Annotated in this window: 21 protein-coding genes; 15 read left to right on the top strand and 6 right to left on the bottom strand. The window is 62.4% G+C overall.

Annotation, left to right across the window (positions count from 1 at the left end):
* Nucleotides 1-212 precede the first annotated feature (212 nt).
* From ppiA to argD, 6 genes are all read left to right on the top strand, one after another.
* A complete protein-coding gene (gene ppiA, locus CKW09_RS22765) occupies nt 213-782 on the top strand; it encodes a peptidylprolyl isomerase A (protein ID WP_061798930.1) in 570 nt (189 codons plus the stop codon).
* A 159-nt stretch (nt 783-941) separates the two neighbouring features.
* On the top strand, nt 942-2627 hold the full coding sequence (locus tag CKW09_RS22760) for a sensor histidine kinase (protein ID WP_095099611.1): 1686 nt from the start codon (nt 942-944) through the stop codon (nt 2625-2627).
* A complete protein-coding gene (btsR, locus tag CKW09_RS22755; protein WP_095099610.1) occupies nt 2627-3352 on the top strand; it encodes a two-component system response regulator BtsR in 726 nt (241 codons plus the stop codon). Before CKW09_RS22760 ends, btsR begins: the two co-directional genes overlap by 1 nt.
* 152 nt (nt 3353-3504) lie before the next feature.
* Nucleotides 3505-5031: a helicase HerA-like domain-containing protein gene (locus CKW09_RS22750; protein WP_095099608.1), complete on the top strand. Its 1527-nt coding sequence runs from the start codon at nt 3505-3507 to the stop codon at nt 5029-5031.
* Nucleotides 5032-5103: 72 nt separating this feature from the next.
* The gene (locus CKW09_RS22745; protein WP_095099604.1) at nt 5104-5679 is read left to right on the top strand and encodes an aminodeoxychorismate synthase component II; all 576 of its coding nucleotides are present in this window, start codon (nt 5104-5106) and stop codon (nt 5677-5679) included.
* Nucleotides 5680-5810: 131 nt separating this feature from the next.
* On the top strand, nt 5811-7028 hold the full coding sequence (gene argD, locus CKW09_RS22740) for a bifunctional acetylornithine/succinyldiaminopimelate transaminase (RefSeq protein ID WP_061798920.1): 1218 nt from the start codon (nt 5811-5813) through the stop codon (nt 7026-7028).
* Between the two features lie 40 nt (nt 7029-7068).
* Here argD and CKW09_RS22735 read toward each other — a convergent pair whose 3' ends face one another.
* Together CKW09_RS22735 and crp are read right to left on the bottom strand one after the other, a co-directional pair.
* Nucleotides 7069-9147: a YccS/YhfK family putative transporter gene (locus CKW09_RS22735; protein WP_061798918.1), complete on the bottom strand. Its 2079-nt coding sequence runs from the start codon at nt 9145-9147 to the stop codon at nt 7069-7071.
* A gap of 51 nt (nt 9148-9198) precedes the next feature.
* Entirely contained in the window at nt 9199-9831 is a 633-nt protein-coding gene (gene crp, locus CKW09_RS22730) for a cAMP-activated global transcriptional regulator CRP (protein ID WP_004090925.1), read from the bottom strand.
* Nucleotides 9832-10211: 380 nt separating this feature from the next.
* On the opposite strand from crp, the gene CKW09_RS22725 reads away from it, so the two are divergent.
* Entirely contained in the window at nt 10212-10619 is a 408-nt protein-coding gene (locus CKW09_RS22725; RefSeq protein WP_061798916.1) for an OsmC family protein, read from the top strand.
* A 39-nt stretch (nt 10620-10658) separates the two neighbouring features.
* Here CKW09_RS22725 and CKW09_RS22720 read toward each other — a convergent pair whose 3' ends face one another.
* The 3 genes from CKW09_RS22720 to CKW09_RS22710 form a co-directional block, all read right to left on the bottom strand.
* Nucleotides 10659-11528 (bottom strand): phosphoribulokinase, encoded by an 870-nt coding sequence (locus CKW09_RS22720; RefSeq protein ID WP_061798915.1) that lies wholly within the window; start codon nt 11526-11528, stop codon nt 10659-10661.
* A gap of 156 nt (nt 11529-11684) precedes the next feature.
* Entirely contained in the window at nt 11685-11918 is a 234-nt protein-coding gene (locus tag CKW09_RS22715) for a YheU family protein (protein WP_061798906.1), read from the bottom strand.
* A complete protein-coding gene (locus CKW09_RS22710) occupies nt 11915-12895 on the bottom strand; it encodes a hydrolase (protein WP_061798903.1) in 981 nt (326 codons plus the stop codon). The genes CKW09_RS22715 and CKW09_RS22710 overlap by 4 nt, the downstream gene beginning before the upstream one ends.
* Nucleotides 12896-13014: 119 nt before the next feature.
* On the opposite strand from CKW09_RS22710, the gene CKW09_RS22705 reads away from it, so the two are divergent.
* Nucleotides 13015-13617, top strand: a complete 603-nt coding sequence (locus CKW09_RS22705) for a LysE family translocator (protein ID WP_061798901.1) — start codon at nt 13015-13017, stop codon at nt 13615-13617.
* A 9-nt stretch (nt 13618-13626) separates the two neighbouring features.
* Complete coding sequence (locus CKW09_RS22700; protein WP_061798899.1) at nt 13627-14409, top strand: PhzF family phenazine biosynthesis protein; 783 nt, start codon at nt 13627-13629, stop codon at nt 14407-14409.
* Here CKW09_RS22700 and CKW09_RS22695 read toward each other — a convergent pair whose 3' ends face one another.
* Nucleotides 14410-15390, bottom strand: coding sequence for a LacI family DNA-binding transcriptional regulator (locus tag CKW09_RS22695; protein ID WP_061798897.1), 981 nt, complete (start codon nt 15388-15390; stop codon nt 14410-14412).
* Between the two features lie 243 nt (nt 15391-15633).
* On the opposite strand from CKW09_RS22695, the gene CKW09_RS22690 reads away from it, so the two are divergent.
* The 6 genes from CKW09_RS22690 to tauA all read left to right on the top strand — a co-directional run bounded on the left by CKW09_RS22690 (nt 15634) and on the right by tauA (nt 22191).
* Nucleotides 15634-16545 (top strand): GNAT family N-acetyltransferase, encoded by a 912-nt coding sequence (locus tag CKW09_RS22690; RefSeq protein WP_095099601.1) that lies wholly within the window; start codon nt 15634-15636, stop codon nt 16543-16545.
* A 31-nt stretch (nt 16546-16576) separates the two neighbouring features.
* Entirely contained in the window at nt 16577-17836 is a 1260-nt protein-coding gene (locus CKW09_RS22685; protein WP_061798893.1) for an MFS transporter, read from the top strand.
* Nucleotides 17829-18908, top strand: a complete 1080-nt coding sequence (locus tag CKW09_RS22680; RefSeq protein WP_095099597.1) for a Gfo/Idh/MocA family protein — start codon at nt 17829-17831, stop codon at nt 18906-18908. Before CKW09_RS22685 ends, CKW09_RS22680 begins: the two co-directional genes overlap by 8 nt.
* Complete coding sequence (locus CKW09_RS22675) at nt 18905-19969, top strand: sugar phosphate isomerase/epimerase family protein (RefSeq protein WP_061798889.1); 1065 nt, start codon at nt 18905-18907, stop codon at nt 19967-19969. Before CKW09_RS22680 ends, CKW09_RS22675 begins: the two co-directional genes overlap by 4 nt.
* Nucleotides 19966-21102: a Gfo/Idh/MocA family protein gene (locus CKW09_RS22670; protein WP_095099594.1), complete on the top strand. Its 1137-nt coding sequence runs from the start codon at nt 19966-19968 to the stop codon at nt 21100-21102. Before CKW09_RS22675 ends, CKW09_RS22670 begins: the two co-directional genes overlap by 4 nt.
* Nucleotides 21103-21195: 93 nt before the next feature.
* Nucleotides 21196-22191 (top strand): taurine ABC transporter substrate-binding protein, encoded by a 996-nt coding sequence (gene tauA / locus CKW09_RS22665; protein WP_061798885.1) that lies wholly within the window; start codon nt 21196-21198, stop codon nt 22189-22191.
* The last annotated feature ends 6 nt before the right edge of the window (nt 22192-22197 follow it).

Raw genomic sequence — 22197 nt, 5'->3', positions numbered from 1 at the left:
AAACGCGTCGAAGGAGGGAAAAGGGCAAAAAATGCGTGATGCAGTTGGCAAAAAGGCCACCGGCGATCATACTTTCGGCAGTAAAATTCAGGGCCAGCTAAGATATGTCCCACAATTGCGTAAATATAGGTAAATGGCTGGTACTTGCCGATGCAGCTCTTTAGAATCAAAGCGCTTTTCCGTAGTTTGTCTCTCAGAGAAAGGACCCGTTAATGTTCAAACGTACTTTAGTGACCTTCGTTGCGCTGTGTTCCCTGACAGCAATGGCGCCCGCAGCCTTAGCCGCCGGCGAAACCCATGTCATGCTGACCACCTCGGCAGGGAATATCGAATTGGCGCTCGACGGTCAGAAGGCGCCGGTATCCAGCCAGAACTTCGTCGACTACGTGAACAGCGGCTACTACAACAACACCATTTTCCATCGCGTGATCCCGGGCTTTATGGTGCAGGGCGGCGGCTTTACCGCCGACATGCAGCAAAAGTCCACCAAGGCGCCGATCAAGAACGAAGCCGATAACGGCCTGCGCAACCTGCGCGGCACCATCTCCATGGCGCGCACCGCCGACAAAGACAGCGCCACCAGCCAGTTCTTCCTGAACGTGGCGGACAACGCCTTCCTGGATCACGGCCAGCGCGACTTCGGTTACGCGGTGTTCGGCAAAGTGGTGAAGGGCATGGACGTGGTAGACAAAATTTCTCAGGTGCCGACCGGCAACGTCGGCCCGTATCAGAATGTGCCGACCAAACCGGTGGTCATTCTGTCCGCCAAGGTACTGCCGTAAGATTGACGGCCGATCCCGCCGGGATCGGCCGTTCGCTCCCGGCCCCGAACCTTCCGAAGCCTTGCCTGCATCACTGTTTTCTTCCCCTTCGCATGTTCTAATCGGCAGACTATAACCAGACCGGAAATCCGGCGTTGTTTCTCTGGATGAGTTGCTGCCATGTATGAATTTAACCAGGTGTTGCTGCTGTTGCAGCAGACGTGCGTCTATCTTGTCATCGCTTATTTGCTGAGCAAGACGCCGCTGTTCATTCCGCTGATGCAGGTGACCATTCGCCTGCCGCACAAGCTGCTGTGCTACGTGATCTTCTCGGTGTTTTGCATCATGGGCACCTATTTCGGCCTGCATATTCAGGATTCGATCGCCAACACCCGGGCGATAGGCGCGGTGCTGGGCGGCCTGCTGGGCGGGCCGTCGGTGGGCTTTTTGGTGGGGCTGACCGGCGGCTTGCACCGCTATACCCTGGGCGGCATGACCGACGTGGCCTGCGCGATTTCGACGGTATCGGAAGGGTTGGTCGGCGGCATCGTGCACAGCATCGCCATGCGCCGCGGCCGCATCGAACTGTTGTTTAATCCGCTGTTCGTCGCCGGGGTGGCGCTGGTGGCCGAAGTGCTGCAGATGGCGATTATCCTGACGGTGGCGCGCCCTTACCAGGAAGCGCTGCGGCTGGTGGAGCACATCGCGCTGCCGATGATGATCGCCAACACCGTCGGCGCGGCGATGTTTATGCAGATCCTGCTGGACCGGCGCGCGATGTTCGAGAAATACACCAGCGCCTTCTCCTCCAAGGCGCTCAAGATAGCAGAACGCACCGAGGGCATTTTGCGCCAGGGGTTCGACCAGGAAAACAGCATGAAGGTCGCCCGGGTTATCTATCAGGAGCTGGGCATCGGCGCGGTGGCGATCACCGATCGCGACAAGCTGCTGGCGTTTATCGGCATCGGCGACGACCATCACCTGCCGGGCACGCCGATCGCCTCGGTGCATTCGCATCGCGCCATCGACAACAACGAAGTGGTGTACGCCGACGGCAACCAGCTTTCCTACTGCTGTTCGATCAATCCCGGCTGCAAGCTGGGATCGACGCTGGTGATCCCGCTGCGCGGCGAAAACCAGCGGGTGATCGGCACCATCAAGCTGTACGAACCCAAGAGCCGGCTGTTCAGCACCATCAACCGCACGCTGGGCGAAGGCATCGCCAGCCTGCTGTCGGCGCAGATCATGGCCGGGCAGTACGAGCGCCACAAACAGCTGCTGGCGCAGTCGGAAATCAAGCTGCTGCACGCCCAGGTCAATCCGCATTTCCTGTTCAACGCGCTGAATACCCTGGTGGCGGTGATCCGCCGCGACGGCGACCGCGCCTGCGAGCTGGTGCAGTATCTGTCGACCTTCTTCCGCAAAAACCTGAAGCGTTCGGACGATGAGGTCAGCCTGGCGGACGAGCTCGAACATGTGAACGCCTACCTGCAGATCGAGAAGGCGCGCTTTGCCGATCGTCTGGAGATTGCGGTGTCGCTGCCGGAAGAGCTGCTGGCGGTGCGTCTGCCGGCGTTTTCGCTGCAGCCGATCGTCGAGAACGCCATCAAGCACGGCACCTCGCACCTGTTGGGCGTCGGGCGGATCGATATCGGCGCGCGGCGCGAAGGTGACCGCTTGCTGCTGCAGGTGACCGACAACGCCGGGTTGTTCCAGGCGAAGCCCAACCGCAGCGGGCTGGGCATGAACCTGGTGGACAAGCGCATTCGGGTACGCTACGGCGAAGGCTACGGCGTGCGGGTGGATTGCCGGCCGGACGCCTTTACGCGCATTACGCTCAACGTACCCATGGCGAGGGCCGCCTGATGTTAAACGCACTGATTGTCGACGACGAACCCTCCGCGCGCGATAACCTGCGGCACCTGCTGGAGGCCGAGGAAGAAATCAGCATCATCGGCGAGTGCGCCAATGCGATAGAGGCCATCAGCCAAATTCATCGTCTGCAGCCGGACGTGGTGTTCCTGGATATCCAGATGCCGCGCATCAGCGGGCTGGAGATGGTCGGCATGCTGGATCCCAACCGCATGCCGCACATCGTATTTCTGACCGCCTATGACGAATATGCGGTGCAGGCGTTTGAAGAGCACGCGTTTGATTATCTGCTGAAGCCGGCGGAGCCCAAACGGCTGAGCAAAACCTTGCAGCGCCTGCGGCAGCGCAGCGCGCCGCAGGATATCGCGACGCTGGAACAGAGCGCCGGCTACTTGAAATACATTCCCTGCACCGGCCACAGCCGCATCTACCTGCTGCGTTTCGACGAAGTGCTGGCGATCCGTTCCCGCACCAGCGGGGTGTTCGTGGTGCGTAACGACGGCATGGAGTGCTTTACCGAACTGACGCTGCGTACGCTGGAAAGCCGCACGCCGCTGGTGCGTTGCCACCGGCAGTATTTGGTCAATCTGGAGCAGGTATGCGAGATCCGCTTCGAAGAGGGCGGCGCGGCGGAGATGATCATGCCGGCCGGCGACCCGGTGCCGGTCAGCCGGCGCTACCTGAAGGCGCTGAAGGAGCAGCTGGGGCTGCGCGGGTGAGCGTGATCTTAGGGCGATTCTGAAAATATTGGCTTAATGGGGCGTCCTGATGGCGCCCTTTTTGTTTGTTCTTGACGGGGTTACGCCGCGCTTATAGCTTTATTGCATCAACAGGCGCTTTTCGCGCCGCGGCAGCGTCAAAGGAAAAGAAAATGAGTGAAGCACGGATTATCGCCAAGGCGATGAAGGACGGGAAACCGGTACAGGATCTGGTCATCTTGCCGGCTTTGGCGAACCGCCATGGCTTGATTACCGGGGCGACCGGCACCGGCAAGACGGTGACGCTGCAGAAAATGGCCGAGCAGTTCTCGCGTATCGGCGTGCCGGTGTTTCTGTCTGACGTGAAGGGCGACCTGTCCGGCATCGGCACCGAGGGCGTGCCTTCCGAGAAGCTGCAGGCGCGGCTGACGGCGATTGGCGTCAGCGACTGGCAACCGCAGGCCTGCACCCTCATCCCCTGGGATATCTACGGCGAGAAAGGCCACCCGATCCGCGCCACCGTGTCCGATTTGGGGCCGCTGCTGCTGGGCCGTCTGCTGGACCTGAACGAAGTGCAAAGCGGCGTGCTGCAGCTGGTGTTCAAAATCGCCGACGACAACGCGCTGCTGCTGCTGGACATGAAAGATCTGCGCGCCATGGTGCAGTACGTCGGCGACAACGCCAAACGGTTCCAGACCCAGTACGGCAACATCTCTTCGGCCTCGGTCGGCGCTATCCAGCGCGGGCTGCTGACGCTGGAAGAGCAGGGCGCCAACCAGTTCTTCGGCGAACCGATGCTGGACATCAACGACCTGATGAAAACCGACGCCAACGGCCACGGCGTCATCAACCTGCTGGCGGCGGACAAGCTGATTAACCAACCGAAGCTGTATTCGGTATTCCTGCTGTGGCTGCTGGCCGAACTGTTCGAGCATCTGCCGGAAGTGGGCGATCCGGAGCAGCCGAAGCTGGTGTTCTTCTTCGACGAGGCCCACCTGCTGTTCAACGACGCGCCGCCGGCGCTGCTGACCAAGATCGAGCAGGTGGTGCGGCTGATCCGCTCCAAGGGCGTGGGCATTTACTTTGTCACCCAGAACCCGCTGGATATCCCGGACAGCGTGCTGGGCCAGCTGGGCAACCGCGTGCAGCACGCGCTGCGCGCCTTCACGCCGCGCGACCAGAAAGCGGTGAAGGCGGCGGCGCAAACCATGCGCGCCAACCCGGCTTTCGACGCCGAAACGGCGATCACCGAGCTGGGCGTGGGCGAAGCGCTGGTGTCGTTCCTGGACGAAAAGGGCCGGCCCAACGTGGTGGAGCGGGCGATGGTGATCGCGCCGGAGTCCAAGATGGGCATGCTGGGCGCCGACGGCCTGAACAGCGCGATCAACAAATCGCCGCTGTATGGCCGCTATGAGGATATGGTCGACCGCGAATCGGCCTACGAGAAGCTGTCTTCGGAGGGTTTCGCCACCGTCGGCGCGCCGCAGCCGGGCCAGCCGGCTCAGCAACCGCAGGCGCAGCAGCAGGCGGGCGGCGGCCTGATGGGCGGCCTGAACGAGATCCTGTTCGGCTCCACCGGCCCGCGCGGCGGCAAGCGCGACGGCATCGTCCAGACCGCGGCCAAGAGCATGGCGCGCGACCTCGGCCGGCAGATCCTGCGCGGCGTGCTGGGCTCCATCATGGGCGGCCGTAAAAAGTAAGCCGAAATTATCGTCGGCAGCAGCAGGCTAAACCAGTAAACTGTCGCAGCGCTTTTTTCTGCTGGACCTAACATGCTGCTGTTGATCGATAACTACGACTCCTTTACCTATAACCTTTACCAGTACTTCTGCGAATTGGGCGCCGAGGTGTTGGTGAAGCGCAACGATGCGCTGCAGCTGGCCGATATCGAGCGGCTGGCGCCGCAGCGCCTGGTGATTTCACCCGGTCCCTGCACCCCGAACGAAGCCGGCATCTCGCTGGACGCCATCCGTCACTTTGCCGGCAAGTTGCCGATCCTCGGCGTTTGTCTGGGGCATCAGGCGCTGGGCCAGGCGTTTGGCGCCGAAGTGGTGCGCGCCCGCGAGGTGATGCACGGCAAGACCTCGGCGATCCGCCACTGCGATGGCGGGGTGTTTCGCGGGCTGAACAATCCGCTCACCGTGACCCGCTACCATTCGCTGGTGCTGAAGGCCGATACGCTGCCGGACTGCTTCGAGGTGACCGCCTGGAGCGAACGCGACGGCGAGCGCGATGAGATCATGGGCATCCGCCATCGCCGGCTGGCGCTGGAGGGGGTGCAGTTCCATCCGGAGAGTATCCTCAGCGAACAGGGGCATCGGCTGCTGGATAATTTCCTTAAAAGTTAATCCATTGGCATTTTTTTTGCCCCAAAGGCGATTTGCGTTTGCCCTTTATTGGTTTTTTATGCATATTTTGTGATTATATTTTCACTCAATCATCAAGATAACGCTGAAAGACCTTCAGGGTGGGCCCGATAATGACCGAAAAATCCGCAGTAAGCCGCAGTACGTTTGATCAGGTTATCCTGCCTGTTTATGCACCCGCGCAGTTTGTTCCGGTGCGCGGCAAGGGCAGCCGGGTGTGGGATCAGCAGGGGAAAGAGTACATCGATTTCTCCGGCGGCATCGCGGTGACGGCGTTGGGCCATTGCCACCCGGCGCTGGTGGCGGCGCTGAAACAGCAGGGCGAAACCCTGTGGCATACCAGCAACGTTTTCACCAACGAACCGGCGCTGCGCCTGGCGAGCAAGCTGATCGCCGCCACCTTCGCCGATCGGGTGTTTTTCGCCAACTCCGGCGCCGAGGCCAACGAAGCGGCCTTCAAGCTGGCGCGCCACTACGCCATCACCCGCCACAGCCCGTACAAAACCAAAATCATCGCTTTCCATAACGCGTTCCACGGCCGCACGCTGTTCACCGTTTCGGTGGGCGGGCAGGCCAAGTATTCCGACGGTTTCGGGCCAAAGCCCGCCGATATCGTGCATGTGCCGTTCAACGATCTGGCGGCGGTGAAAGCGGTGATGGACGACCATACCTGCGCGGTGGTGATGGAGCCGATTCAGGGCGAAGGCGGCATCACGCCGGTGAACGCCGAATTCCTTAACGGGGTGCGCGCGCTGTGCGACCAGCATCAGGCGCTGCTGGTGTTTGACGAGGTGCAAAGCGGCATGGGCCGCAGCGGCAAGCTGTTCGCCTATATGCATTATGGCGTGACGCCGGACATTCTCACCACCGCCAAAGCGCTGGGCGGCGGCTTCCCGGTCAGCGCCATGCTGACCACCGAAGAGATCGCCTCGGTGATGCAGGTGGGCACCCACGGCACCACCTACGGCGGCAACCCGCTGGCCTGCGCGGTGGCGGAAGCGGCGCTGGACGTGATCAATACGCCGGAGGTGCTGAGCGGCGTTGAACAACGCCATGGCCTGTATGTCGACGCCTTGCGGAAGATTGGCGAAAAATACCGAATTTTCACCGACATTCGCGGCATGGGGCTGCTGATCGGCGCGGAGCTGACGCCGCAGTATCAGGGGCGGGCGCGGGATTTCCTCACCGCCGCCGCCGCGCGCGGGCTGATGATCCTCAACGCCGGGCCGAACGTGATCCGTTTTGCGCCGTCGCTGGTGGTGGAGCCGCAGGATATCGAGGCGGGCATGGCGCTGTTTGAACAGGCGGTGCAGGACGTGATCAACGCCTGAACCCGGCGTGCGACGATTGGGGCGCGGCCATGCCGCGCCCTTATTGATCGCGCAGCTTGCGTTTCAGCCAGATGCCGTGGTGCGGGCGCTGGCTCCAGGCCAGCGACGAAATGGTGTGCATCACGCTCAGGTGCGACAGGATGCGCCGCAGGTGGCGTTCCATCTCGGTGACCGGCATGTCGGGATGCAGATCCGGCGGCTGCATGATGCCGCTGTTGCTGCTGCTCGGCCCGTCGTATTCCAGCCGCTGCTGGCAGCTTTGCAGCGCGATTTCACAGGTTTGCAGGTACTCTTCCGCCAGCGTTGGCGTCAGCATGTAGTGCTCGCGCGCCAGGATGGTCATGGCGTTGAGGTGCTCGACGATAAACTGGCTGTGGGTGACCCACAGCCGCATATCCGCCAGATAATCCGAAGCGAATCCCGGTTCCTGCATCGCCTGATTCAGCGAGGTGAACAGCGCATTATGCGCCTGATTGACCTGCATGCGCGCATAGGCCAGCGCGGCGGGATCCGGCTCCCGTTCTTCCAGCATCAGCCGCAGCGCGCGCTGATCGTTTTCCAGCGCCTGGTGCGCGTTTTTGCGCAGCAGGCCGCTTTGCCACTGCGGCCACAGCCAGATGGTGCCGCCGAAGACCAGCACGCAGCCAATCAGCGTATCGACCAGGCGCGGCACCAGGAAATGGGAGCCGTTCAGCGCCAGCAGCTGCAGGGTGTACACCGCGGTAACCGTGAAGCCGATGACCGCCAGCCCGTAGTTTTTCCGCGAAACCAGGTAGGCCAGCAGCGTGATCGCCAACATGATGCTCAGGGTTTCGGCCTCCGGCAGCTGCAGCCGCAGCAGGCCGGCGGCGATCATCAGCCCGGCCAGGGTGCCGAGCGCACGGTGCTGGATCCGCACCCGGGTGGCATTGTAGCCGTTCTGGCTCACCAGCATGATGGTCAACAGGATCCAGTAAGGCTTGGGCAGGTTGAACATCATCCCCAGGCTGCTGCCGAGCGCCAGCGTGACGCCCAGCCGCGCGGCGTTGCGCAGGGCGTTGGACCTGAACGACAGGTAGCTGGCCAGCGCCGGCCAGAACGGCAGGCGGCTCTGATTGGCCATCAGATCGCGACGGTACAGCGGGCGCTGGGTGCGCAGCAGGCGGGCGATGCGGCTGAAATGGTAATAGCAGAACTGGCCGACCGGGTTGTCGGCATGCTGCGCCGCCACCTTCTCCAACGCCGCCAGTTCATGGGTCATATTGAAGCGCTGCGAATGCTGATGATAGAGGATATCGTGCGCCACCACGCGCAGCCGGCCGGCGATCACCTGGGCGTTGCGGCGGATAATCGCTTCGGCCTGGCTTTGCTCCACCAGTTTTTGCACCTCTTCCGGCTGATGCAGGCTGACGGTAATGTGCTCCTGCAGATCCAGCGCCACCTGGAAGGTGCGCAGCAGGCGTTTTTGCTCCAGATTGCTGGCGTGCGGCAGGAAGTTGAGCTGCTGATACAGCAGGCCGATCAGATCCATCACCTTTTGCTGGCGCACCAGCAGCGGCGGCAGCGCGGTTTGCGGATCGGTGTGCTGGGTCAGCAGCGAATATTTGGCCTCGCAGTAGTCCGCCAGCTCCAGATACAGCTGGCTCAAAGACTCGCGCATCGGCTGCTCTTTCCACAGCTTGAACCAGAACCAGGTGAACAGGCCGTACCAGGCGGTGCCGATGACGTACAGCAGCGGCGCCTGCCAGATCGGCACCGTACCGGCCATGCTGAGGGAAAAAATGGCGGCCACCAGCGCCGCCGGCAGCAGCCGGGCGTGCAGCGGGCTGATTTCCCCGCTGACGCCGAGCAGCAGCGCCAGGCCGAGCATCAGCGCCGGCAGCGGCACCTGCCACAGCAGCGCCTGTTGCAACAGCAGGCTGCTGAGCGCGAACAGCGAACCGCCGACGATCAGACGTTTAAAGAAGCGTTTATGGGGCGTGTCCAGCCCGGCGATGTTGCAGCAGGCGGGAACCAGCGAAAACAGCAGGCCGAGCTGCAGCTGGCCAATCAGCAGGCCGAGCAGTACCGGCAGGCACAGCACCAGCGTTTGCCGCAGTGCGTAGTTGACTTCGGGGTGGTAGATCAGGCGGCGCCACATCGCAGGCTGCAGATAAAAAAACGGCGCATCGCTGCGCCGTTTTTTCAGTGATTAACGCGTGCCGTAGACGACAATGGTTTTGCCGTGGGCGGAGATCAGGTTTTGGTCTTCCAGCATTTTCAGAATACGGCCAACGGTTTCGCGTGAGCAGCCGACGATCTGGCCGATTTCTTGACGGGTGATCTTGATCTGCATGCCGTCCGGGTGGGTCATGGCATCAGGCTGTTTCGCCAGGTTCAGCAGGGTTTGCGCGATGCGGCCGGTAACGTCCAGGAAGGCGAGGTTGCCCACTTTCTCGGAGGTGACCTGCAGGCGGCTTGCCATCTGGGCGGACAGGCGCATCAGGATGTCTGGGTTAACCTGGATCAGCTGACGGAATTTCTTATAGGAAATTTCAGCCACTTCACAGGCGGTCTTCGCCCGAACCCAGGCGCTGCGCTCCTGACCTTCTTCAAACAATCCGAGCTCGCCGATGAAATCCCCCTGGTTGAGGTAGGACAGGATCATCTCTTTACCTTCTTCATCCTTGATCAGCACCGCTACGGAGCCTTTCACGATGTAGTAAAGCGTTTCGGCCTTTTCACCTTGGTGAATCAGCGTACTCTTCGATGGATATTTGTGGATATGGCAATGAGACAGGAACCATTCGAGAGTAGGGTCTGTTTGCGGTTTGCCGAGAACCATTCGCTGTTATCCTCTGTTGTTATCGCTGCCTTGTGTCACAGGGGTCAGAGTTCCCTGTAAAACGTGCCTGTAGCCGTTGTCTGAGCGAGGGCTATCGGCAGGTTTTGAGGCGTGTCATAAATATACGCTGTCGCTCTAGCATATTAACTTGCCGGGAGAGCTGCAAGCTACATTCTATTAACATACCGGTAAAGGAGCCTTTCCCTGGGCGTTTCCCTGAAATCAGTGTCCCGGAAAGATTTATTGCGGCTCTGTTTGTAGCACAGAGTAAGGCGGGTGTCTTGTGTTGTCTCGCTTCAGCATGATTAGCATCAGGTTCCGTTGCCTGTTTCTATGCGAAAGCGTACCCTGATTTTAAGAAATCAACCGGAGTGACCAGTATGCAGGCAAGAGTCAAGTGGGTGGAAGGGTTAACGTTTCTGGGTGAATCGGCGTCAGGCCATCAGGTGCTGATGGACGGCAACGCCGGCGACAAGGCGCCCAGCCCGATGGAAATGGTGCTGATGTCGGTGGGCGGCTGCAGCGCGATCGACGTGGTGTCGATCCTGCAAAAAGGCCGCAACGACGTGCGCGACTGCGAAGTCAAACTGACCTCCGAACGCCGCGAAGAAGCGCCGCGCCTGTTTACCCGTATCAACCTGCATTTCATCGTGACCGGCCAGCATCTGACCGACAAGATCGTTGAGCGGGCGGTCAACCTGTCGGCCGAGAAGTATTGTTCGGTCGCGCTGATGCTGAACAAGGCCGCCAGCGTGACCCACAGCTTCGAGATCCGCAGCCCGGAATAACCGGTTAACGGGCGCGGCCAGCGCTGCGCCCGTGCGCTATCATTCGATCTTCTTGCCTTCCAGCAGCCGTTGCACCAGCGGCGCCATAATCAGCTCCATCGCCAGCCCCATTTTGCCGCCCGGCACCACCAGCGTGTTGATGTGCGAGATGAACGAGCCCTGCAGCATCGCCAGCAGGTAGGGGAAATCAATCTGATCCAGCCCGCGGAAGTGGATCACCACGAAGCTTTCATCCAGCGAGGGGATCGCCTTGGCGGCGAACGGGTTGGAGGTGTCCACCGTCGGCACGCGCTGGAAGTTGATGTGGGTGCGCGAGAACTGCGGCGTAATGTAGTTGATGTAGTCTTCCATCGAACGCACGACAGAGTCCATCACCGCCTCGCGGGAATGGCCGCGCTCGCCGGTATCGCGGATCAGCTTCTGGATCCATTCCAGGTTGACTATCGGCACCACCCCGACCAGCAGGTCGACATGGTTGGCCACGTCGTTGTGTTCGGTGACCACGCCGCCGTGCAGGCCCTCGTAAAACAGCACGTCGGTCGGCGCCGGCAGCGGCTCCCAGGGGGTGAAGGTGCCGGGCACCTGATTGTAGGGCACCGCCTCGTCATAGGTGTGCAGGTACTTGCGCGAGCGGCCGGTGCCGTTTTTGCCGTACTCGATAAAGCTCTGCTGCAGCAGGCCGAAATCGTTGGCCTCGGGGCCGAAGTAGCTGATATGCCGCCCCAGGTCGCGCGCCTTGCGGATCGCCGCGTCCATTTCCGGCCGGGTATAGCGGTGGAAGCTGTCGCCTTCGAGCTCCGCGGCGCGAATGTTGAGCTGCTGGAAAATCTTGCGGAACGCCACGCTGGTGGTGGTGGTGCCGGCTCCGCTGGAGCCGGTCACCGCGATAACGGGATGTTTGGCAGACATGATGGTTGTCACTCCGTGTTAAATGCGCCGGCGTCAGATTCAGATATGGTTATGGGTTTGTTTGACGCCCTTTCGCCGGGGGCAAAATCTCGCGCGCTGGTTTGCAATGGCCCATTGTTACCTGATTTTTTCCGTCAGTCATAGAACCGATAACCACTAAATTTCTTCCTGCCCGGCGCGTAGCTGCCCGCGCGGCATGATGTTGACGGTTTCATGCAGCTCCGACCACATCAGCACCACTTCGCCGCTTTTCAGCTGGCGGCGCACGTCTTCCACCTTCTGTTCCAGCGAGCGTTCATGTTCGCCGTAGTCGGTGCCTTCCCGCAGCACAAAGGATTCGATCAGGCTGTTCAGGGTGTCGGTTGCCAATTCTTTCCAGGGGATAATCACGTCGGGATGTCCAGATAAGGGGATAGCCAGGATGGAATGCGATATTCCAGCCACATTTGCGGTTTTTTCAGCGTGCCGCCAACGAAGCCGACGTGGCCGCCAAACTCGGTCAGCTGGTATTCGATGTTGCGCGGCAGGTTGGCGACTTCGGGGATCACTTCATCGGTCATGAAGGGATCGTCCTTCGCATGGATGATCAGCAGCGGCGTTTGGATCGCCGGCAGCAACGGCAGCGCGCTGCAGCGCCGGTAATAATCGGTGGCGTCGCTGAAGCCGTGGATGCGCGAGGTGATGGCGTCGTCGAACTCGCGGATGCGCCGCAGGCGATTGAGCTGCGGCAGCCTGAGCGGCAGGGTGTCCGGATAGTGCAGCAGCTTGCGGGTGGCGTTTTGCTTCAGCTGCCCCAGCAGATAGCGCTGATAAACGCGGGAAAATCCCTGATCCATGCGGAACGAACAGGGTTCCAGCATCAGCGGCGCCGATACCACCACCGCCGCCTGCAGCAGGCTGTCGGCGCCCTGCTGGGCCAGATAACAGGCCAGCATGTTGCCGCCGAGCGAGACGCCCACCGCGGCGGTCGGCGCCGTACCGTAAGTGGCGCGCAGCCACTGCAGGAAGAAGCGGGCGTCTTCGGTTTCACCGGAATGGTAGATGCGCTGCTTGCGATTGGGCACGCCGCTGCAGCCGCGAAAATGCATCACCACGCCGAGCCAGCCTTTTTCGCGCCAGGCGTTGAGCAGGCCGTGTGCGTACGGGCTGTAGAAGTTGCCTTCCAGGCCGTGGAACAGCACCACGCGCGGTTTGTCGCCGGCCAGCGCGGGGTCCTCGCTCCAGGCGAGATCGACAAAATCGCCGTCGGGCAATTCCAGCCGCTGCCAGTGCGGTTTCAACAACACGCGGCGGCGCACCAGCCGCGGCAATAGCGTTTGCAGGTGCGGATTGCTGGCCCCGCTCAGGGGGCGAAAAGATTCATGCATAACCTGAATAAAAATCTTGTTGGCGGCTATTGTGAGATCAATAGCGCACTGTTAGCTTCAATACCATGAATTGACAATAATACTGCAAAAAAGCGACCTGGGTGAGGAGCACCCGCCTCATGGAACTGAGTTTATTTCTTTCGATGTTAGGCTTCCTGTGGGTAGCCGCCATCACGCCTGGCCCCAATAATATGTTACTGACCACCTCCGGCGCCAATTTCGGCTTTATGCGCTCGCTGTGGCTGATGATCGGCATCATGCTCGGCATGCAAAGCATCCTGCTGCTGGTGGCGTTCGGCGTCGGCAGCCTGATCCTGGTTTACCCGTCGCTGCACCTGATCCTGAAAATTCTCGGTAGCCTGTATCTGCTGTGGCTGGCGTGGAAAGTCGCCACCGCCGCCTATGAAAAGCTGGAGACCGACGTGGCGCCGCCCAAACCGGTGCGTTTGTATCAGGGCTGGCTGCTGCAGTTCCTCAACCCCAAGGCCTGGCTGATGGCGCTGGGCGCGGTGGCGAGCTTCAGCCTGGCGGGCGACGAGTATAACCATTCCATCGCGGCGATTGCGTTGGGCATTCTGGTGGTGAATATTATCGCCGGCATTATCTGGCTGGGATTCGGCACGGTGATCGGCCGCCTGCTGCGCAGCAAGAAAGCCTGGATTATCTTCAACGTTTCCATGGGGTTGTTGACCGCAGCCTGCGTGTTGCTGATCTGGCACTGAGGACATGTTATGACGGAAAACTATTTCCACGTCGTCGCCTTTACCGGTGACGGCCTGCGCGGCAATCCGGCCGGCGTTTGCCTGTTGCCGCAGCCGCTGCCGGCGGCGCGGATGCAGGCCATCGCCAACGAAATCGGCCTGCCGGAAACCAGTTTCGTCTGGGATGACGGCGACATGACGGCGATCCGCTGGTTCACCCCCGAGCGTGAAGTGGACCTGTGCGGGCACGGCACGCTGGCGGCCGCGCACGTGATGTTCAGCGCGGTCAATCCGGCGCTGCAGGATATCCGTTTCCGCTCGGCCGGCGGCGAGCTGTACGTCAAGCGCGACGCGCAGGACGGCGAGCGCCTGGTGCTCGATTTCCCGTCGCGGCCGCCGCAGAAGGTCGCGGAGCCCGCCGGGCTGGCGGCGCTGCTGGGCGCCAGGCCGCAGGAAGTGTGGCAGGCCAACGCGCTGCTGGCGGTGTTGGGGAATGAGGCGCAGCTGCGGGCGTTGCAGCCGGATATCCCGGCGTTGATCGCGTTGGCCGGCCGCGCGGTGATCGTCAGCGCGCCGGGCGAGGACGTGGACTTCGTCTCGCGCTATTTCACCCTGGACGGCGGCGAAGATCCGGTAACCGGCTCAGCGCACTGCACGCTGCTGCCTTACTGGACGGCGCGTCTTGGCCGCCACCGGCTGCACGCGCGGCAGATCTCGGCGCGCGGCGGCGAGTTGTTCTGCGAGCAGAAGGGCGATCGCACGCTGATCGGCGGCTATGCGCAGACATTTTTACGCGGTGAAATCAGCCTGTAATCAGGCCGAACCGCGTCGCACCAGCCGCCAGTCGAGCACGTCATTGCTCGGCGGCTGCTGCGGGTTTTTGATTTTTTCCAGCAGCAACTGCACGCTACGCACGCCAAACTGGTGCATCGGCTGTTCGACGGTGGTCAGCGGCGGGGTGGTGACGGCGCCGAACGGCACGCCGTCGAAGCCCATTACCGCCACCTCAGCCGGGATCGCCAACCCCTGCCGGTGCAGGGTGCTCATCGCGCCGCCGGCGATCACGTCGGAGATGGCGAACACCGCATCCGGCCGCGGTTGCGCGTCCAGCAGCCGGCTCATCGCCAGCGCGCCGGCGGCATATTCCAGCCCCTCAACGTATTCCACCCGGCAATAGTCCAGCCCCAGTTCGGCCAGCGCCTGTCGGTAACCCTGTTCCCGCTGCTGTGAATAGAGGTAACGCATATCGCTGTTGATCAGCGCAATGCGCCGTCGGCCCTGCGCCGCCAGATAGCGCACGCCGGCCATCGCCGCCTGGTGGTTGTCGATGGTGACCGACGAGGCGCGAAAGTGGGGATCGCCTTCGCCGCACTGCACCCAGGGGAAATCGCCGATCATGGCGGTCAGGCCGGGCAGGCAGCTGACGGCGTCCATGGTGATCACGCCGTCCACCACTTTGCCGCTCAGCAGGCTGAGGTAGGCGGATTCGCGCGTCGGGTTGGATTCGGAGTTGCACAGCAGAATGTGGTAGCCGTGGCGTTCGGCTTCTTCTTCGATGCCGCGCACCACCAGCGAACAAAAGGGGTTGGTGATGCTGGAGACCAGCACCAGCAGCATGCGGCTGCGTGCGGTGCGCAGCTGGCGCGCCAGCAGGTTGGGCTGATAGTCGCATTCGCGGATCGCCGCCAGCACCCTGTCGCGGGTGGCCGGTTTGACGATTTGCTGGCCGTTCAACACCCTCGAGACGGTTGCGGCGGAGACGCCGGCGAGTTTCGCCACCTTTTCTATCGACATGGTTTGCTGTTCCTTCTGCCCATTTGCCCCGCACAATATGCCGAAGTGCGGGAGCCTGTCCGCGCCCGGCCACCGGATTGTGACGGCGGTTACAAATTCATCTTATCAATGCCTTTCTCTACATTAATCAGGTTGCCGAAAAAAAGAAATCGATTACATTTTGCTCATGGTGAAAATGAAATCGATTACATTTCATGATTTCGCGTTATTTCGCCGGCTTCCTAAACGCAAAAGAGGTGGCGGATGCAACTTTCATTAGCGCAACAGGGCGATCGCCAGGAGATTGCACGGCTGATTCAGCTATCGACCAACGCCTGGTATCGGCGTCACGGCATGGGCGACATTTTCCCCGCCGAGCCGGACGGCTGCGGGCTGTTCGTCGACGTATATCGCCGGCTGGATCCCGACCGGCACTGGATAGTGCGCGATGAACAGGGGGTGCTGTGCGGCTCCTGCTTTTTCCACCCGCGCGCTACGCATCTCGGGCTGGGCATCATGAATGTGCATCCCGATTATTTCGGCCGCGGCATCGCCGCGCAGTTGATTGTCAAGGCCGACGAGCTGGCGGGCGATTTGCCTATCCGGCTGTTGTCCAGCGCGCTGAACCTCGACTCCTACGCGCTGTATCACCGCGCCGGCTTTACCCCTTATGCGATGTATCAGGATATGGCGATCCCGGTGCCGGCCGAGGGATTTCCCGCTCTGCGGCTGACGCGCGGCCGGGTGCGCGCCGCCCGGCCGGACGATCTGGCCGGTATCCTGCAGTTGGAACGAGAGCTGTTGGGCATCGAACGGCGGCGAGACATCGACGACTTCCTCAATGACGCCGGCGGACTGTGGCGCACTGCGGTGTGGGAGCTGGACGGCGGCATCGGCGGTTACCTGGCCTCGGTGGCGCACCCGGCTTTGCGCATGCTGGGGCCGGGCTGCAGCCACAGCGAAGAGATCGCGCTGGAGCTGATCGGCTGGATGCTGGATCGGCATCACCGCGGCGAAACGCCGGTGGTGCTGGTGCCGGCCCGGCGTTCCGCCCTCAGCCAGGTGCTGCTGCAGTGGGGCGGGCGGATTTGCGAATTGCATGTGGCGCAGGTGAAAGGCCATGCGCAGCAACCCGGCGGTGTGGTTATGCCGTCCTTCCTGCCGGAAAGCGGTTAGACAACATTACAACAATACCGAGGGGGGAATTATGCAAACTGACAGCGCGGCCCTGGGGGCCAAAAGCGTCGAATTCAAATGGGTAGTGCCGCGGTTGGCGCTGATGATGTTCCTGCAGTTCTTTGTCTGGGGCGCCTGGTACGTCACGCTCGGCGTGGTGATGGGCAAGTACGGGCTGGCGGCGATCATCGGCGACGCCTATTCCACCGGCCCGATCGCCTCGATCCTGTCGCCGTTCGTGCTGGGCATGGTGGTGGACCGTTTCTTCGCCTCGCAGAAGGTGCTGGGTGTCCTGCACTTGATTGGCGCCGGGCTGCTGTGGCTGATGCCGGGTTTCTTCAGCAGCGGGCAGAGCGGCCTGCTGTGGGTCATCTTCGGCTACATGCTGTGCTATATGCCGACCATCGCCCTCAGCAACAACGTGGCGTTTTACAGCCTGAGCAACAGCGAGAAGGCCTTCCCGGTGGTGCGGGCGTTCGGCACCTTCGGCTGGATCGTCGCCGGCCTGATCGTCGGCGCCGGCGGGCTGTCCGACAGCACCGGCATTTTCACGCTGGCGGCGGCGGCTTCGCTGGTGCTGGCCATTTACAGCTTTACCCTGCCGCATACCCCGGCGCCGGAGCGCGGCAAGCCGGTAAAAATGCGCGACCTGCTGTGCGCCGATGCGTTCGCCATGCTGAAACAGCGGCATTTCCTGGTGTTCATCATCTGCGCCACGCTGATTTCCATTCCGCTGGCGGCCTATTACGCCTATGCCGCGCCCTTCGTGGCGGCCACCGGCTTCAGCAACGTCGGCGGCGTGATGTCGCTGGGGCAGATGTCCGAGCTGTTCTTTATGCTGCTGATCCCCTTCCTGTTCGCCCGGCTGGGCATCAAGGCGATGTTGCTGATCGGCATGCTGTCCTGGTTCCTGCGCTACGTGATGTTCGCGTTGGGCATCACCGAGGAGCTGCGCTGGATGATTTACCTCGGCATCATCCTGCACGGCATGTGTTACGACTTCTTCTTTGTGATCGGTTTTATCTACACCGACAAGGTGGCGGGCGATAAGGTCAAGGGACAGGCGCAGAGCCTGCTGGTGCTGTTCACCTACGGACTGGGCATGCTGATCGGCTCGCAGATCAGCGGCGCGTTGTTCAACCGCCTGGTAACGGCGGAAGGGGCGGCGGCGTTGCCGCAGTGGCAGAGCTTCTGGTGGTATCCGGCGGTCGGCGCGCTGGTTATCGCCGCGCTGTTCTTCTTTACCTTCAACTACCGGGAAACCCCGCAGGGGGAGAAGCGAGATGGCTGATTTACGCGTACTGGTGGTGGGCTGCGGCAATATGGGGGCTTCGCACGCCGAAGCTTACCACGGCATGGCGGGCGTCGAGATTTGCGGGCTGGTGGCGCGCGGCGATACCCGGCGCCGGCTCAATGCCCGGCTGGGCGGCGGCTACCCGGAGTTCATCGACTTCGCGCAGGCGCTGGCGGTTACGCGCCCGGATGCGGTCTGTCTGACCACCTGGCCTGACACCCACGAACCCTATGCGCTGGCGGCGCTGGCCGCCGGCTGCCATCTGTTTATTGAAAAGCCGCTCGCCACCACCGTGGCCGGGGCGGAGCGGGTGATCGCCGCCGCGCGCGCCGCCGGTAGGCAGGTGGTGGTCGGGTATATCCTGCGGCATCACCCGTCGTGGCGGCAGTTTGTCGAGCTGGCGCGCGGCCTGGGCAAGCCGCTGGTGATGCGCATGAACCTCAACCAGCAGAGCCACGGCGCGATGTGGGACGTGCATCGCAACCTGATGCAGTCGCTGTCGCCGATCGTCGACTGCGGCGTGCATTACCTCGACGTCATGTGCCAGATGACCGAGTCGGAACCGATCGGCGTCAGCGCCATCGGCGCGCGGCTGAGCGATGCGCTGCCGCCGGAGATGTACAACTACGGCCAGCTGCAGGTGCGCTTCGCCGACGGCTCGGTCGGTTGGTACGAAGCGGGCTGGGGGCCGATGATCAGCGAAACCGCTTTTTTTGTGAAAGACGTCATCGGCCCGCTGGGGGCGGTTTCGATCGTGGCGCGGCAGGCGGCGGGAGCGTCGGATAACGTCGACGCCCATACCCGCACCGAATCGCTGCGCATCCATTACGCGCAGCTCGACGGCGCCAATAGGTTCGTTCGCCCGGACCGCTGGATCGACTGTCAGGACGAACCGGATCATCTGGCGCTGTGCCTGAGCGAGCAACGTTACTTTTTGCAGGCGATACGCGAAGGGCTGGATCTTGGCCGCCACTGGCAGGATGCGGTGAACAGCCTGCGAGTGGTATTGGCGGCGGATGAAGCGGTGCGCAGCCAGAAAACGGTAACCTTAGGGAGAAAAGGATCATGAAGACCATTCAGGGGCCGGGACTGTTTCTGGCGCAGTTTATCGGCGCGCAGGCGCCGTTTGATACGTTGGACGGGCTGGCCGACTGGGCCGCCGGGCTGGGGTTCAAAAGCCTGCAGATCCCGACCGGCACGCCGTCCATTTTTGACCTGGAGCGGGCGGCGCATTGCCAGGAATATTGCGACGAGGTGCGCGAACGGCTGGCGCGGCGCGGCCTGGCGATTTCCGAACTGTCCACGCATCTGCAGGGGCAGCTGGTGGCGGTGCATCCGGCTTACGATGCGGCCTTCGACGGCTTCGCTCCGCCGCCGCTGCGCGGCAACCCGCAGGCGCGGCAGGCATGGGCGACCGAGCAGCTGCTGATGGCGGCGCAGGCGTCGCGGCGGCTCGGACTGACGGCGCACGTGACCTTTTCCGGCGCGCTGGCCTGGCCTTACTTCTATCCCTGGCCGCCGCACAACGCCCTGTTGCTGGAGGAGGCCTTCAGCCAGCTGGCGCAGCGCTGGCGGCCGATCCTCGACGCCTTCGACGATGCCGGCGTCGATCTCTGCTATGAGCTGCATCCGGGGGAAGACCTGCACGACGGCGTGACCTTCGAGCGCTTCCTGCGCCAGGTCGGCAATCACCCGCGCTGCCACATTTTGTACGACCCCAGCCATCTGCATTTGCAACAGATGGACTACCTCGGGTTTATCGATCTGTATCACTCGCGCATCCGGGCGTTTCACGTTAAAGACGCCGAGTATCGGCCCAGCGCCCGCAGCGGCGTCTATGGCGGCTATCAGCCATGGCTGGAAAGGCCGGGACGTTTTCGTTCGCTCGGCGACGGGCAGATAGACTTCCCGGCGATTTTCAGCAAGCTGGCGCAGTACGACTTCCCCGGCTGGGCCACGCTGGAATGGGAGTGCTGCCTGAAGTCGCCGGAGGTTGGCGCGCGGGAAGGGGCCGAGTTCATCGCCCGCCATATCATTCCGGTCGCCGGCCGGGCGTTTGATGATTTCGCCGCCGGCGGCGGCGAAGCCAGACAGATTAAAAAGATGCTGGGCATCGGAGAGCAGCCATGAGATTACGCTTGGGCATGGTCGGGGGCGGCGAAGGGGCGTTTATCGGCGCGGTGCATCGGTTGGCGGCGCGGATGGACGACGAGTTTGAGCTGGTGGCCGGGGCCTTCTCCTCCGACGCCGAAAACTGCCGCCGCACCGGCGAACGGCTGCACCTCGATCCGCAGCGCTGTTACCGCGACTTCAGCCGGATGGCGCAGGCGGAAGCGGCCCGCGCCGACGGCATCGATGCGGTGGCGATCGTGACCCCTAACTACCTGCATGCGCCGGTGGCGAGCGCCTTCCTCAACGCCGGCATCGACGTCATCTGCGACAAACCGTTGTGCAACAGCTACGCCGAGGCGCTGCAGCTGGCCGAGACGGTGCGGCGCAGTGGGCGGCAGCTCATTCTGACCCATAACTACAGCGCCTATCCGCTGGTGCGCGAGGCGCGCAGCCGGGTGCTGGCCGGTGAGCTGGGAGAGCTGCGCTTTATCGAGGTGGAGTATCTGCAGGAGTGGCTGGCGCAGCCGCTGGAGCTGACCGACAACAAGCAGGCCGGTTGGCGCGCTCAGCCGGAGAAGGCCGGCGCCGGCTGCATCGGCGACGTGGGTACCCACGCCTGGCAGCTGGCGCAGTTTGTCAGCGGCCTGCTGCCGCAGGCGATCAGCGCCGAACTCAGCACCTTTATTGCGGGCCGCCGGTTGGATGACGACGTGCGGGTGCAAATGCGTTACGCCAACGGTGCCAAAGGCCGCCTGTGGGCCAGCCAGGTGGCCTGCGGGCACGAAAATGGCCTGCGGCTGCGGGTATACGGCAGCGAGGGCAGCCTGGCGTTTTGCCAGGAGCAGCCGAACCAGCTGTGGGTGCGCCCGCGGGACGCGCCGGCCTACTGCATTACCCGCGCGTCGTCTTTCCAGTATGCGGAGAACCGCCAGCTGGCGCGGGTGCCTGCGGGCCACCCCGAAGGGTATCTGGAGGGCTTCGGCCAGATCTACCGCGAGGCCGCGCGCCGGCTGCGTGAAGGGCCGCAGGCTGCGCCGCTGCTGCCGGGGATTGAAGCCGGGGTGCAGGGCATGGCGTTTATCGACGCGGCCCAGCGCAGCAGCCTCGCCGGTGGAGAGTGGATCGATATAGAAGAATTCATATTTCATTAAGTAATAAAGAAGACTTTTTTATTCTTTTATCGCCCGCCACCGCTCGGATAAAACTGTCAGCAACTGAACAGACTTTTATCAACGGAGCGGAACATGGCGGGCAAACTCTTTTCCTTACGCAGCGCGGCGCTGCTGGTGTTGTCGCTCAGCGCGGCCAGCGCCTACGCGGTGGACGTGACCGTGGCGTACCAGACCTCGGCGGAGCCCGCCAAGGTGGCGCAGGCGGAAAACAGCTTCGCCAAAAGATCCGGCGCCACCGTCGACTGGCGCAAATTCGACAGCGGCTCCAGCGTGCTGCGCGCGCTGGCTTCCGGTGACGTGCAGATCGGCAACATCGGCTCCAGCCCGTTGGCGGTCGCCGCCAGCCAGAAGCTCCCCATCGAAGTGTTTCTCATCGCCTCGCAGCTCGGCAGCTCCGAGGCGCTGGTGGTGAAGAACGACATCAAGAGCCCGAAAGATCTGATCGGCAAGCGCATCGCGGTGCCGTTCATCTCCACCACCCATTACAGCCTGCTGGCCTCGCTCAAGCACTGGGGCATCAAACCCGAACAGGTGAAAATCCTTAACCTGCAGCCGCCGGCCATCGCCGCCGCCTGGCAGCGCGGCGATATCGACGGCGCGTACGTCTGGGCGCCGGTCGTTAACGAGCTGGCCAAGCAGGGCAAGGTGCTGACCGACTCCGAACAGGTGGGGCAATGGGGTTCGCCGACGCTGGACGTGTGGGTGGTGCGCAAAGACTTCGCCGATAAGCATCCCGAAGTGGTGACCGCCTTCGCCGCCAGCGCCCTGCAGGCGCAAAAAGCCTATCTGGCGGAGCCGGAAAAATGGTTGAAGGATCAGGGCAACCTCAGCACCCTGGCGCGCCTGAGCGGCGTGCCCGAGGCGCAGGTGCCGGAACTGGTGAAGGGCAACCGCTATCTGCCGGTGGCGGATCAGATAACCCAGCTTGGCCAGCCGGTGGACAAGGCCATTCGCGACACCGCCGAATTCCTTAAACAGCAGGGCAAAATCCCGCAGGTCGACGGCGATTACAGCGCCTATGTGACCGACCGCTTTGTGAAACAGGTGCAGGCTGCGCCGCAGTCGTAAGGAAGC

The organism is Serratia ficaria, from assembly GCF_900187015.1.
GTDB classification, from domain to species: domain Bacteria; phylum Pseudomonadota; class Gammaproteobacteria; order Enterobacterales; family Enterobacteriaceae; genus Serratia; species Serratia ficaria.
The sequence above is the reverse complement of the archived record's forward strand: the minus strand, read 5'-3'. Positions and strand labels throughout refer to the sequence as shown.